We start from the raw sequence: 12,644 nt of genomic DNA on the forward strand, positions 1-12,644 counted from the left end.
CCACATCACGTGAGAGCCTCCCATCATTCACTATTAGGCATTATCAATTTTCTTTTGCAATGCTTGCACCTGTTCGAAAAACTCTTCAAGCGTCCAATCATTTTCATAAATAATTGTTGCCGCGTCTTTCCCAACATAGCGATAATGCCAAGATTCATATTGATATTGCGTCACAGCTTCCTTACCTTTCATATATCTTAAAATAAAGCCGTACTTATGCGCGTTCTTTTGCAACCATTGTCCCTCCGGCGTTTCACCAAAAGCCTCCGTCAAGTTAAACCCTTGATTACGCGATGAAATATCCATTGCAAGACCAGTTTGGTGCTCACTTGTACCAGGAACAGCCACAGCTTCCTTTGCCTTCGCTTCACCTTTCGCAGCAACCTCCGCGCTAAAAACTTCCTGCTGACGTTTATACGAACGATATCCTGAAACAGCATATAATGTCAGGCCATCATTCTTAGCCGCCGAAAACATCGCCTCTAACTGAGATCCAGCTTCCTTCCGCATCTGCGCTTTTTCTACCTGTGCATCACCGAATGAAAAAGTTACATTCGGACGGACAAGGTCAGGTGGTGAATAGCTTGATTCTAGAGAATACTCCTTATTCGCGAGCACTAATATGTTCTCAGGGTTCGTAATAAATTGAACACCATCTTTTTCTACTAGTTTATTTTGCTGGGCAATGTACGGATAAAGCGGATCATCTTGGTAACTTGTACCCTCCGCCTTGTCATTCTTTTCCGTACTATCTTTACTTTCTGGTTGTTCCGTATTTGCCTTTTGGTCTGTTGTCGCTGTTTCCGCACTAGGATGATTGATGTCACCCGTTACATAATCTGTTGACGTATTCAAACTAGCCAATCCTAGCGCTATTATGAATGAAATAAAATGCATCATCTTGTCTTGTTACCTTCCTTCGTTAGATTCTCCCCACAAATATTTCATCCCTATTTCAATGTAGACTCTAACGCAACCACAATCATATCATTGAACGTCGTTTGGCGCTCTTCTGACGTCGTTTCTTCACCCGTAAAAATGTGATCACTAACCGTCAAAATCGCTAATGCTTTTCGTCCAAATTTCTGCGCAATCGTATAAAGCGCTGCTGCTTCCATCTCGATTCCAAGCACACCATAATCCGCTAATTGTTGTTTATCCAACTGCTCATTATAAAAACGATCTGATGAAAAAACATTTCCGACACGCATTGCTAAACCTTTTTCAAGCCCTGCATCATACGCATTTTTCAACAATTCAAAATCGGCTACTGGCGCAAAATCTACCCCCGCAAACGTGTTGCGATTAATTTGCGAGTCCGTTGAGGCCGCTTGCGCAATTACGACATCACGAACTTTCACGTCTTTTTGGATTGCTCCCATTGTTCCAACGCGAATCAAATTTTTGACATCATAACTTTGAATCAATTCATTCACATAAATCGAAATCGATGGAACCCCCATACCAGTTCCCATAACCGATACACGTTTCCCCTTGTAAGTCCCTGTATAGCCAAACATATTCCGAACTTCATTAAAACAAGTAACATCCTCTAAAAAAGTTTCCGCAATATACTTCGCACGCAACGGATCTCCTGGCAAAAGAATCGTTTCTGCGATTTCGCCTTGTTTCGCCTCAATATGAATACTCATCGTCTATCGCCTCCCATTTTTTCCTTCATCCAAAATATAACTATTCCAAATATCATCAAACAACGTCATACTCGGGATATATGAAGCATTTAACTCCAAATACTCGCACAACTCATAATAATCAGTAGACTGCTTCGGAAAACTATGATCTTTAAAAGCATCATTTGCAAATTTCGTCGCCGCGTCCCGTTTAATCGTATCGCGATAAGTCATTAAATAATGATAAAACGATCGTCCCAAGCCGCCCATTCCTTTCTGTTGTCAACTTTCCACATTTCGCAAAATTTCTTCACAAATGCGATGCGTTTCAAGCACTGATTTTTTTGTAACTGGCTCTGTTTTGCCTTCACGTACCGCATCCAAAAAGGTCGTAATAATCGACTCGAATCCACGTTTATAAAGTGTTGTCTCCCAATCACCAAAACGCACAATCGAATGACCCGTTCCTTCATATACATGCAACTCTGTCACGTGCTCCACTTCAAATTTCGCATCCGGCGTAAAGACCGTCAAACGCTCCTCGCTTGTACCGCTTTCCCGATTCATAATCGCCGTTGCCGTGCGACCATTCGCCAAAAACTGCACTGTAATCGCTGATAATAATTCCCCATTCATCGTCGGAAAAACTGTCATTTTCTCCACTGGTGCATCTAGTAAGTGTAACACTGTATCCACAACATGAATAAAATCATCAAAGATAAACGTACGTGCATCATTTGCTTGCGCTTTCCGATGTTTTTGCATCAGAATCATATTAGTATCTGTTTTTTCTGCCAATGCCGCATATCGAGGCGCAAAACGGCGATTAAAGCCAACCATCAATAACGTATTTTTGGCCTCAGCAAGCTCAATCAATTCCTTCGTCGTTTCATAATCATCCGCAACCGGCTTGTCTACATAAACCGGAATCTCCGCCTCTAAAAATGCACGAACAATTTCTGGATGGCTTGCCGTTGACGTATGTATAAACGCCGCATCGACTTGCGCACGAATCATCGAATCAATTGAATGATGCGTATTATGAAATCGGTATTTCTCACTAATCGCCTTCAACTTCTGCGCATCACGCGTAAACAAATGTACTTCCACATTATCCAAATGCGCAAACACCGGTAAATAGGCTTTCTGCGCAATGCCACCTAAACCAAGCACAGCAATTTTCTGCATCTTCATTCCTCCTTGGAAAAATACAAACTAATACCCCTACCAATTCTATCATAACTTGGCAGAGGTATTCAATGCTAAAACTAGAACATATGCTAAATATAATGGCAACAATCCGTAGCTCACCTCTCATTTGGCAAATGCTTGACCGTTCCATTATCACTCAAAAAGTGGCAAATACTCACCATAACCCGCTTCTTCAAGCGCATCTCTCGGCACAAAGCGAAGCGCCGCCGAATTAATACAATATCGCATGCCACCCGATTCACGCGGCCCATCAGGGAAAATATGACCCAAATGGGAATCAGCATCCACCGAGCGAACCTCCGTCCGAATCATGCCGTGCGACAAATCTCGTTTTTCCAAGACCTCAAGCGGATCAATTGGCTTTGTGAAACTCGGCCAACCACAACCGGCATCATACTGATCCAGCGAAGAAAACAACGGCTTTCCAGAAACGATATCCACATAAATTCCCGGCTGCTCATTATCCCAAAATTCATTCTTAAATGGGCTTTCCGTTCCTTTCTCCTGCGTTACTTTATATTGCAAATCGTCCAATTCCTTCAATCGTCTTGCTTTATCCTCTTGCTTCATTAGCGAATCACCCTTTCCAATTAGCATCGATAAATGGGTCACGCCCCGAATGACTGCGATAATTCTTGTAGTGATTCGGATCCTTCTTATAAAAATCTTGATGATAATCCTCCGCTACATAAAACGGTCCAGCCTTCTCAATTGTAGTCACAATAGGTCGTTTAAAACGCCCACTCGCATCCAAATCTGCTTTCGATTTCTCTGCTACAATACGCTGTTCTTCTGACGTATAAAAAATAACCGGTCGATAAGACGAGCCGCGGTCTACAAATTGACCACCTGCATCCGTCGGGTCCGTCTGTTGCCAATAAACCTCAACCAGCTTCTCATAAGGAAAAACAGCTGGGTCAAATGTAATCTCAACGGCTTCTGTGTGCCCCGTCGTCTCGCTACATACCTCTTTATATGTTGGATTCACCGTATGACCACCCGTATAACCAGCAACCACACTCTCAATTCCAGGCTGCGTATCAAACGGCTTAATCATACACCAAAAACAGCCACCCGCAAAAATTGCTTTCTCACTCATTACCTTACCTCCCCATCTTAATTTGTCGGTACTAACAGTGTAAATGAAATATCGTCCTTCTTCAAATCAAGCGCATCGACACGCACCTTTACACCGCCCTTTAATTCCAGTTTATTCATATCCAAATAAATTTTCCGACTTTTTGGAGACACCGTCACCCAATCCGGCAATTCCACCTGATTTTGTACATATTTCATCGCGACCGATACAGGGAGTGGCAGTGCACCTATTCTCAAGTCCACTTGCTTCAAGACGACCACACCATCTTTTCTTAATGTCGGCGTAAAATTAAGTCCTAAGTCCACAGGTTGCCCTAAAAAACGAGCCTCTGCGGTGAAGACAACATCATCCGCTAAATACACATCATACTTTATATCCGCATCATTATCCTTTTGAAAATCTTGCAAATAATGCGCAATCAAGGCATTTAAATCTGCTTTATTCGTTGATGTCGGGAATTCCACCATGTCTTTTGTACTCACTTTACGTCCTGCATCTTCCGGCACATGCGGTGAAAACCAAAATATTGACATGTAAACCCAACAAAAGCTGAGTAATAGAATGCCAGCAAACGTCAGAAATGCCCATTTCCAAAAATTTATTTGCTTATTCTCCGCCTTCAATTCCAGTCACCTTCTCTATCGTATATTTCCCTCATGAATTGATGTTACCATTTTTTTATAAAGCGCATCTGCCATCTTCTGATACCCTTCATGGTTTGGATGAAACAAATCACCTGCTAGATTCGGATTGGCTTTCCCAACTTTTGTTTCCCCACGTTCTTCCAATTGCTTCGTGACCGAAATAAAATGCGCATCGCCAGTTTTCGCTAACGTTTTTTTCGTAGCCGCATTCCATTCTGCAATAATCTCGTCGAACACTTTAAAATCAGCAAAATAAGTTGTGTAAGGGTTATAAATACCGAACACATAAATTGGCGCGTCAGCATTTAAATCACGAATTTCCGCCAACAATTCTTTCAACTTTTGATCGAATGTCTTACTTGCTTTTGTAAAGTCCTGTTTCTCTGCATCTAGTAATCTAGAGCGCACTACTTTCATCACGTCATTGCCACCAATCGTGATTGAAATCGCATTTGCCGCTTTGACATCTTTTTGAAAATCAAGCTGTGTATCCAGGCGCTTCATCAACTGATCAATTCGATTACCACCAACGCCATAATTTTCCGTCTTCACACTTCGTACATCTTCACGTTTAGACAACATGGACGCAACAATCCCAACGTATCCACCATTATCTTTCTCATCGCCAGATCCTTCCGTTAGCGAATCGCCCATCGAAACAAGATTTACCGCAATACGAGCTTCCTCGCGCTTTCTTTCTTGCTCTTTCTGAACAAAATAAAAGGCAAGAATCGCCGCAATAATAATGATAATAGCAATCCCAGCGAGCCAATATTTTTTCTTATTCAAGTTCTTCACCTAACCTACTCTGTATAGTAAATCATTGCAAAAGCACCATTTCCAGCATGCGTTGAGATAACCGAATCAGCGTTTAAAACCAACACGTTAGACAAGTGGAAAATTTCCTTGGCATGTGCTTTGATTTCCTCGGCCATTTGCAAACCGTTCGCGTGTTGAATGTTGAGCTCCTTGACCTTCTTCGTTTCTGCTTTTAAAATATCAACTAAATAATCCATCGTTTTTTTCTTACTACGAATCTTAGCTTCCTCAACCAGCGCACCATCCTGCAACCTAGCAATCAGCTTGATGTTCAAGAGACTCCCAATAATACCTTGCATTCTGCCGACACGACCGCCTTTAATAAGATTTTCAAGCGTAACAACACAGATATAGAGCTTTGTTTTCGCACGAATAGAGGAGATTTTCGTTAAAATATCTTCTACCGTGTTCGATTCTTTTTGTGCCATTTTCGCCGCTTCAATCACCTGAAAAGCTAAGGCACGTGCAATGTAATCAGAATCAATAACCGTTACTTTTCCTGGCACCATATCGGCTGCTTGTTGAGCAGTCAATACCGTACCACTTAACTTCTCCGTCAAATGAATTGCTAGCACTTCACTACCGTCCGCTGTTAATTCTTCAAATAAAGCTACAATATTTCCAATTGCTGGTTGCGATGATTTTGGAAGTTGCTTTGCAGCTGCCATTTTCGCCATGAAATCAGTTGGTTCTAGCTCTGTTGCATCGTAAGTTTTTCCGTCAATTTCAACGGTTAACGGTAGAATATGAATGTTATATTTCGCCACTTCTTCGGGCGTTAATCCTGCAGTTGAATCAGTCACAATTTTAATTTTTGTCATTATTTCCACATCCAATTCTAGATTTCTTTTTTCTATTATAGCAAGAAAATCACAATAGTACTATTCTAATAGCTAAATATCCGGCGGAAGTTCTATCTTATGACGATATTTTGGCATTCTTTACACTATCTTCAATTTTAGTGCACTTTCTTGCTTTCTATTTTCCTACAAAAAGCGTATGATGAAGGTAAGAATTGAAAATTGAATTTTTCAGAAAAGTTTGGTGATAAATATGCACGAAGCGTACAATTGGAAAGAAGAAGTTGCAAATGCTGTAACTCACGGAATCGGGTTTTTACTTAGTATTCCAGCACTTGTGATGCTTATTATCTTCGCAGTACAACGAGATAACCCGGTTTATTTGGTCAGCTTTTTAATTTATGGCATCTCCTTGATGTTACTCTATTTCTGTTCGACAATGCTGCACAGTTTTAAACCAGGAAAAGCTAAACAATTATTTAATATTTTAGATCATGTCGCCATCTATGTTTTGATAGCTGGCTCATACACGCCGCTCGTTTTGATAACGCTACAAGGTTCACTTGGATGGACGCTCTTCGGAATCATCTGGGGACTTGCTGCAGCTGGGATTGTCTATAAATGCTTCTTGCTCGGAAAATGGAAAATTATCTCAACGCTCTTTTATTTACTGATGGGATGGCTTGTCATGATTGCCATCAAACCACTCTACCTATCGCTGGAACCAACTGGGTTTTGGCTACTTGTAACCGGGGGAATCATGTTCACCATTGGCGCCGTTTTTTATAGCATTCCAAGAATTCCTTACATGCACGCAATTTGGCATCTATTCGTTATTGCGGGAACTGGGTTTATGTATTTTTGCATTTTGATTTATGTATAAATTAAGAAAAGGCACCCTTAAATTTGGATGCCTTTTTTGCTAGCTATTTTATTTCGTTGTAGCAATGCTAACTTGTAAATATTAGAATTTTATAGCTTCTCATTTTGAATCGCTTATTTAGATGTTATCATTCCAAAAACGAGGAAAAATATACATAAAGCTCCTAGTACAAATGCAGCAGACATAGTGACAAACCAAACAAGAAGGAACAATCCAACAAGCAAACCGAGAAATAAAGCTAAATGTATCCATGCAAGCCGCTCTTCTGGAACCCGATATAAATGAAAAGTACCCGAAAAAGCAAGAAGATACACTAAAACAGAGCTAAACAAGAAGAAAACAACAAAATGATAAGATATATCCGGTAAAACGAGCATTTTAATACCCGCCGCAGTTGTTGATAAGGATAGGAAAATAAATTAATGTCCGTAAATAATCAATTGCCCCGCTGTATGCTGCTCCATATCCAATTTTTTCTCTAAGTTATCAAAATACTGCCACCAGATGAGCAACACAAGAACTGTAGCACACGCCGCATAAAAAATAACTCCCGCATCCATAACTTCCATCGATAGCACAGAAATAATCGATACAATAGATTCACCCAGCAAAATAATGGTAAATAAACCAAAACGTTCCAAAAGATGCTCCGTATGTATCGGGACTTGTCGCAATCTTTTTCGACCTAGAAGCGGCACTAGAATGTCTAGTAAAATACCCGCGTACAGCATAATATAGCGCCAATCACCATCAAAGAATAATGACAATGATGACACAAAAATACCAATCCAAAAATATCTATCTAGGAAAAGCGCCACGTTTTTGCGTGCTGCTTTTTCTTTTTTAGCCGCAAACAGATACTGAATTGCCGTAATCATTCGCAAACCAATATATCCGATGAAAAATGTGATATGTTTCATCAAACTGAATATTGAAACTCGAAATCATCAATAGTACAAACATAATTTCCAAGCCAATAAGCATTCATTGGGGTAGCAAATCATTTCCATAACGGTTGATAAATAACGTCTGACCACCCCATGCCCACCATAACGGCACAAACATTAAAACAAACTTCCAAAAGATAGTGCCATGGACTACACCGTCCTCTATATGTAACAGTACATGCGTTACAGAAGCAATAGCACCAACAAATAATAAATCAAAAAATAGTTCTAGCCAAGTTACTTTCTTTAGCACAGTAAACTTCGCCTCCTCTCATCTTGTGATAACTATAACTTAGCTATGTTCATAGTTCAAAAATAAGGAATATATTTTTATATAGTATGACATATTAATCCTTTGCATTTAATTATGCCATACTATATAATGAACAGCATATCCCATATTGAAATGAGGTGAGCCAAATAAAACTCTCAGCAAGACAACTAGCTATCATTGAATTTGTAAAAGAGCATGAACCCGCAACGGGTGATCAAATCGCACGCTCTTTAGAATTGACACGTGCTACCATTCGCGCCGATTTATCGATTCTAACAATGACTGGTATTTTAGATGCCCGTCCAAAAGTCGGATATTTTTATTCAGGACTCGATTTAAACCCTACTATTTATGAAGATATTCGCCAATTGCAAGTCGAAGCAATCATGACAACACCAGTTTTTGTAACGAAAGAAACCTCGATTCACGATGCGATAGTGACGCTTTTTTTAGAGGACACTGGCAGTTTATATGTCGTTGAATCATCGGTGTTGATTGGTATCGTCTCACGCAAGGACTTGTTAAAAGGCGCGCTTGCCGATACCGATAAAAAGGCTACACCAATTGCGACAATTATGACACGTATGCCTAATATTTTAACTGTTACTAAAAACGACACAGCGCTTTATGCCGCACAACAACTCGTGATTCACCAGATTGACTCATTGCCTGTTATGGACGCAGAAAAAACGATTGGTAAGGTATCAAAAACACGACTTGCTCAACTTTTTGTAGATACATTTAAAAATGAATAATTTGGAGGTAAAAATGAAGTCTACTGTCATCATTTATGTTATTTCAGATGCAATCGGAGAAACTGCACAACATCTTATTCGAGCAGCTACTGCTCAATTCACATTAGAAGGTGGCGCTGACATTCGTCGCCACGCTTTTGTCCGAGACGAAGGTGCATTACTTGAGATTTTGGATGAAGCAAAAAAAGCTGATGCCATTATCGTCCAAACATTAGTTCAAAAAAAATTAGCCATGATTTCTAGTGAGTTTTGCACACTGCACAACTTACCGTGTATCGACCTTGTCTCAAATTTAACCGTCGCTATCGAACAAAAAACTAGGCAACAATCAAAAGAAGATCCCGGAAACATGCGCAGGCTCGATCAATATTATTTTGATCGAATCGCGGCCATTGAATTCGCGGTCAAATATGATGATTGCAAAGATCCACGTGGCTTATTAGAAGCAGATATCGTACTCATCGGGATTTCTCGTACAAGCAAAACACCACTCAGCAGTTATCTCGCTAATCAAAATTATAAAGTTGCCAACGTTCCGCTCGTTCCGGAGGTTCCAATCCCCGCAGAACTCACGCAAATACCAAGAAACCGGATTATCGGTTTAACGAATAGTCCGGAAAAGCTCTCAGCAATTCGTAAAGTTCGATTAAAATCTATTGGTTTGGATGAAACGAGTAGCTATTCTAGTGAAAATCGGATTTTAGAAGAGCTTGACTACGGCTATCAGATTTTTAAACAGCTCGGATGTCGCGTTATTCAAGTGGAAGACAAAGCAATCGAAGAAACCGCCGCCCTCATTATTGAAAAAGTGAAGTGAACTAAAAATCTAATATTAGAGGTGACTATTTTGAGCAAATTTGTGTATCATTTTAATGAAGGTTCGAAGGAAATGAAGTACTTATTAGGTGGGAAAGGTGCCAATCTGGCAGAAATGACGAATATTGGCCTACCTGTACCACCAGGATTCACGATTACGACAGAAGCTTGTAAAGACTACAATGAGCACCATCAATACTTATCCGATGATATTTACACTGAAATGATGACACATCTACAAATCTTAGAAGAAGAAACCGGGAAAAAGTTTGGCGATGCTACGAATCCCCTCCTTATCTCCGTTCGTTCTGGCGCCCCTTTTTCGATGCCAGGAATGATGGATACCATTCTTAATCTAGGACTCAATGATCAGTCTGTGCTAGGCCTTCAGCAGGCTACTAATGACGCACGTTCTAGCTATGATTGCTATCGGCGTTTCATCCAGATGTTCGGTGACGTTGTGTTTCAAATTCCTAGTTACCGTTTTGAGCAAGCGCTTACTGAATTGAAAGAAAGCAAAAATTATAAGCTCGATACAGAATTAACTGCACCGGACTTACAAGATTTAATCGCGACGTATAAAGCAATTTATGTCAGTGCTTCTGGCCGTGATTTCCCGCAAAACCCTTTTGAGCAGTTGCGCCTGTCTATTACCGCTGTTTTTGATTCTTGGGAAAATCCTCGCGCTGTCGTGTATCGTCGCCTCCACCGGATTGATAACCAACTTGGAACCGCTGTCAATATCCAATCAATGGTATTTGGTAATACTGGCGACACAAGTGGAACTGGCATTGCGTTTACACGTAATCCTTCGACGGGTGAAAATCTCTTTTTCGGGGAATATTTGTTGAACGCGCAAGGCGAAGATGTTGTTGCTGGAATTAGAACGCCAGAACCAATTTCACACTTAGAAAATACAATGCCCGATGTTTACAAACAATTGCTCGATGTAGCCACCTTACTCGAACTGCACTATTTGGACATGCAAGATATCGAATTTACGATTGAAAAAGGCGAACTTTTTGTATTACAGACGCGAAATGGTAAGCGAACCGCACAAGCTGCTATTAATATTGCAGTGGATCTTGTGCATGAAGGAAAATTATCAAAAGAAGAAGCGATTATGCGTATTGATACAGCTCAAATTGACCAATTACTCCATCCTTCTTTCGATGAAATGAGTCTTGCTAATGCGAAGTCACTTGCCACTGGCCTCCCAGCATCACCAGGTGCAGCAACCGGCCAAATTTATTTTAATGCAGAGGATGCTGTAAAAGCTGCTGAGCGTGGAGAAAAAGTCGTGCTGGTCCGCAATGAGACTTCACCGGAAGACATTGAAGGTATGGCGAAAAGTGTTGCCATTTTAACAGCGCACGGTGGTATGACTTCACATGCGGCAGTTGTTGCTCGCGGAATGGGAAAATGCTGCGTGGCTGGCTGTGATTCGATTGCAATTGATGAAAAGAAAAAAATGATGCAGAGTGCGACAGTCACCTTGACAGAAGGCGATTTTCTCTCGCTCAACGGTTCTACAGGTAATATTTATCTCGGAGAAATCCCACTTGTCGAGACAGAAATCGGCGGACATTTTGAAGAGCTAATGAGCTGGGTGAATGAGACTAAGAAACTAGTTGTTCGGGTGAATGCTGATTCGCCAGAGGACTTGGAAGTTGGTCTACATTTCGGAGCAGAGGGCGTTGGACTTTGTCGTACCGAGCATATGTTTTTCCAAGAAGACCGGATTACGCACGTTCGCGAAATGATTATCGCCGAGACAAAGGATGAGCGAATGGCTGCTCTTGCCCATTTAAAAACGATGCAAAAAGCAGATTTTGTAGGGATTTTCCGCGTAGCAGATGGGAAGTCTGTCAATATTCGTTTACTAGACCCGCCTCTACATGAATTTTTACCAAAAACAGATTGGGATATTGAGAAATTAGCAGAAGAGATTGGAAAATCCTCAGAAGAAATCAAGCAACGTGTGCATGATTTAACGGAAACCAATCCTATGCTTGGACATCGAGGTTGCAGATTAGCCATTACTTTCCCAGAAATCTACATCATGCAGGCAGAAGCAATTATAGAGAGTGCCATTCAAGTTCATGATGAAGGGATTGCCGTGTATCCTGAGATTATGGTACCACTCGTTTCTAGCAAAGAAGAAATCACTATCATTAAAAATCAATTGAAAGAAGCAATTCAAGCGATTTTCCGAAAAGAACAGCTGGTATTGCCATTTGATATTGGAACCATGATTGAAATCCCTCGCGCTTGCGTTACCGCAGACGAAATCGCAGAAGAAGCTCAATTTTTCAGTTTTGGTACAAATGATCTCACACAGTTGACATTCGGCTTTTCCCGAGATGACGCGAATAAATTCCTATACGCCTATCAAGAGAAAAAGATTTTGCAGATAGACCCTTTCCAATCTATTGATCAAGAAGGCGTTGGGGCATTGGTGAGCACAGCCGTACAACGAGGCCGGATGACAAACCCCTCTCTTAAAATGGGCGTTTGCGGAGAACACGGCGGGGACCCCGCTTCCATTCAATTCTTCCACCGCTTAGGATTGCAGTATATTTCTTGTTCACCCTATCGGATTCCAATTGCCCGAATCGCTGCAGCACAGGCTTCGATTTTGGAAGAGCGGGAGAAAGTTGCTGATACTCTTATGAAGCGTTCTTAGGTGAATTGTTGGGACTCTTATGAGGCATCCCTTGCCGATTTAGAGCCCCAATATGCATGTGAACAAAGTGAACATGTA

15 protein-coding genes are annotated in these 12,644 nt (G+C 41.0%); 4 read left to right on the forward strand and 11 right to left on the reverse strand.

The features are described from left to right. Positions 1–33: 33 nt before the first annotated feature. The 9 genes from R8925_RS00200 to R8925_RS00240 form a co-directional block, all read right to left on the reverse strand. Positions 34–900: a M15 family metallopeptidase gene (locus tag R8925_RS00200; RefSeq protein ID WP_430533929.1), complete on the reverse strand. Its 867-nt coding sequence runs from the start codon at positions 898–900 to the stop codon at positions 34–36. Between the two features lie 50 nt (positions 901–950). After that, positions 951–1,652 carry a purine-nucleoside phosphorylase gene (gene deoD / locus R8925_RS00205; RefSeq protein WP_430533930.1) on the reverse strand — a complete coding sequence of 234 codons (702 nt, stop codon included), beginning with the start codon at positions 1,650–1,652 and terminating at the stop codon, positions 951–953. 3 nt (positions 1,653–1,655) lie between these two features. Continuing rightward, a complete protein-coding gene (locus R8925_RS00210) occupies positions 1,656–1,892 on the reverse strand; it encodes a YozE family protein (RefSeq protein ID WP_430533931.1) in 237 nt (78 codons plus the stop codon). A 21-nt stretch (positions 1,893–1,913) separates the two neighbouring features. Beyond that, a complete protein-coding gene (locus tag R8925_RS00215; RefSeq protein ID WP_430533932.1) occupies positions 1,914–2,819 on the reverse strand; it encodes a Gfo/Idh/MocA family protein in 906 nt (301 codons plus the stop codon). Between the two features lie 156 nt (positions 2,820–2,975). After that, positions 2,976–3,413 carry a peptide-methionine (R)-S-oxide reductase MsrB gene (msrB, locus tag R8925_RS00220; protein WP_430533933.1) on the reverse strand — a complete coding sequence of 146 codons (438 nt, stop codon included), beginning with the start codon at positions 3,411–3,413 and terminating at the stop codon, positions 2,976–2,978. Positions 3,414–3,420: 7 nt separating this feature from the next. Further along, positions 3,421–3,942 (reverse strand): peptide-methionine (S)-S-oxide reductase MsrA, encoded by a 522-nt coding sequence (gene msrA, locus R8925_RS00225; protein WP_430533934.1) that lies wholly within the window; start codon positions 3,940–3,942, stop codon positions 3,421–3,423. 17 nt (positions 3,943–3,959) lie between these two features. Then, positions 3,960–4,571 carry a YpmS family protein gene (locus tag R8925_RS00230; protein WP_430534135.1) on the reverse strand — a complete coding sequence of 204 codons (612 nt, stop codon included), beginning with the start codon at positions 4,569–4,571 and terminating at the stop codon, positions 3,960–3,962. 9 nt (positions 4,572–4,580) lie between these two features. After that, positions 4,581–5,375, reverse strand: a complete 795-nt coding sequence (locus R8925_RS00235; protein WP_430533935.1) for an SGNH/GDSL hydrolase family protein — start codon at positions 5,373–5,375, stop codon at positions 4,581–4,583. Positions 5,376–5,389: 14 nt separating this feature from the next. Continuing rightward, positions 5,390–6,226: a DegV family protein gene (locus R8925_RS00240; protein WP_430533936.1), complete on the reverse strand. Its 837-nt coding sequence runs from the start codon at positions 6,224–6,226 to the stop codon at positions 5,390–5,392. A 232-nt stretch (positions 6,227–6,458) separates the two neighbouring features. Between R8925_RS00240 and trhA the strand changes: the two genes are divergently transcribed. Further along, positions 6,459–7,088, forward strand: coding sequence for a PAQR family membrane homeostasis protein TrhA (gene trhA / locus R8925_RS00245; RefSeq protein WP_430539385.1), 630 nt, complete (start codon positions 6,459–6,461; stop codon positions 7,086–7,088). A 419-nt stretch (positions 7,089–7,507) separates the two neighbouring features. On the opposite strand, the gene R8925_RS00250 is transcribed toward trhA, so the two are convergent. After that, positions 7,508–8,008 (reverse strand): low temperature requirement protein A, encoded by a 501-nt coding sequence (locus R8925_RS00250; RefSeq protein ID WP_430533937.1) that lies wholly within the window; start codon positions 8,006–8,008, stop codon positions 7,508–7,510. A 64-nt stretch (positions 8,009–8,072) separates the two neighbouring features. Beyond that, positions 8,073–8,288: a low temperature requirement protein A gene (locus tag R8925_RS00255; protein WP_430533938.1), complete on the reverse strand. Its 216-nt coding sequence runs from the start codon at positions 8,286–8,288 to the stop codon at positions 8,073–8,075. A 158-nt stretch (positions 8,289–8,446) separates the two neighbouring features. Between R8925_RS00255 and ccpN the strand changes: the two genes are divergently transcribed. The 3 genes from ccpN to ppdK are packed head-to-tail and all read left to right on the forward strand — an operon-like array spanning position 8,447 to position 12,566. After that, positions 8,447–9,064 (forward strand): transcriptional regulator CcpN, encoded by a 618-nt coding sequence (gene ccpN / locus R8925_RS00260; RefSeq protein ID WP_430533939.1) that lies wholly within the window; start codon positions 8,447–8,449, stop codon positions 9,062–9,064. A gap of 13 nt (positions 9,065–9,077) precedes the next feature. Beyond that, on the forward strand, positions 9,078–9,881 hold the full coding sequence (locus tag R8925_RS00265) for a pyruvate, water dikinase regulatory protein (protein ID WP_430533940.1): 804 nt from the start codon (positions 9,078–9,080) through the stop codon (positions 9,879–9,881). Between the two features lie 30 nt (positions 9,882–9,911). Next, positions 9,912–12,566, forward strand: coding sequence for a pyruvate, phosphate dikinase (gene ppdK, locus R8925_RS00270; RefSeq protein WP_430533941.1), 2,655 nt, complete (start codon positions 9,912–9,914; stop codon positions 12,564–12,566). The last annotated feature ends 78 nt before the right edge of the window (positions 12,567–12,644 follow it).

The sequence above is a fragment of the Listeria rocourtiae subsp. hofi genome, assembly GCF_963575615.1.
GTDB classification, from domain to species: Bacteria; Bacillota; Bacilli; order Lactobacillales; family Listeriaceae; genus Listeria_A; species Listeria_A hofi.